This is a genomic window from Nostoc sp. UHCC 0252 (genome assembly GCF_034931145.1).
In the GTDB taxonomy this organism is placed as follows: domain Bacteria; phylum Cyanobacteriota; class Cyanobacteriia; order Cyanobacteriales; family Nostocaceae; genus Nostoc.
Window position 1 is genome coordinate 45,783 of sequence record NZ_JAYGHE010000043.1, and the last position, 512, is coordinate 46,294.

The 512-nt window shown below is 40.8% G+C and carries 1 protein-coding gene; it reads left to right on the top strand.

Annotated features, from left to right (window positions below; genetic code table 11):
* Positions 1-108 precede the first annotated feature (108 nt).
* On the top strand, positions 109-512 hold a 404-nt coding region (locus VB732_RS22020; RefSeq protein ID WP_323233029.1), incomplete at its 3' end, for a tetratricopeptide repeat protein.

A 512-nucleotide genomic window follows, 5' to 3' on the forward strand; every position in this document is an offset into this window, starting at 1 on the left:
ATTAACGGAGTTCAAAGACTCATTCACGAGGATTTATCAAAAATTATTCCGGTTTTTAGCGATTTTCGGGTAAGTCCTGATAAAATCAGCTAACGTATGAGCATGATTATGCACAACCGTATATTTACTACTCTATTTTTAACTTTATTTCTGGCTACCACACCCCAGTTTGTAGTTGCTCAAAATAATATTGAACAGCTATTTAAACAAGGCGACGCTGCCGAATCGGTGGGTAATAACTCCCAAGCAGAGACAATTTGGCGGAAAGTTTTACAAGTTGAACCCAATAATGGCAAAGCTTATAACAATTTGGGTAATGCTTTGCGGCGACAGGGGAAACTAGATGAAGCGTTAGCAGCGCACCAGAAAGCATTACAACTCAACCCTAATGATGCCGAAGCTTACGTTGGTATGGGTAATGTGCTAAATGCTCAAGGGAAACTAGAAGAGGCGATCGCACTTTACCAGAAAGCCTTGCAAATTAACCCCAACGATGCTGCTGCTTACAACAA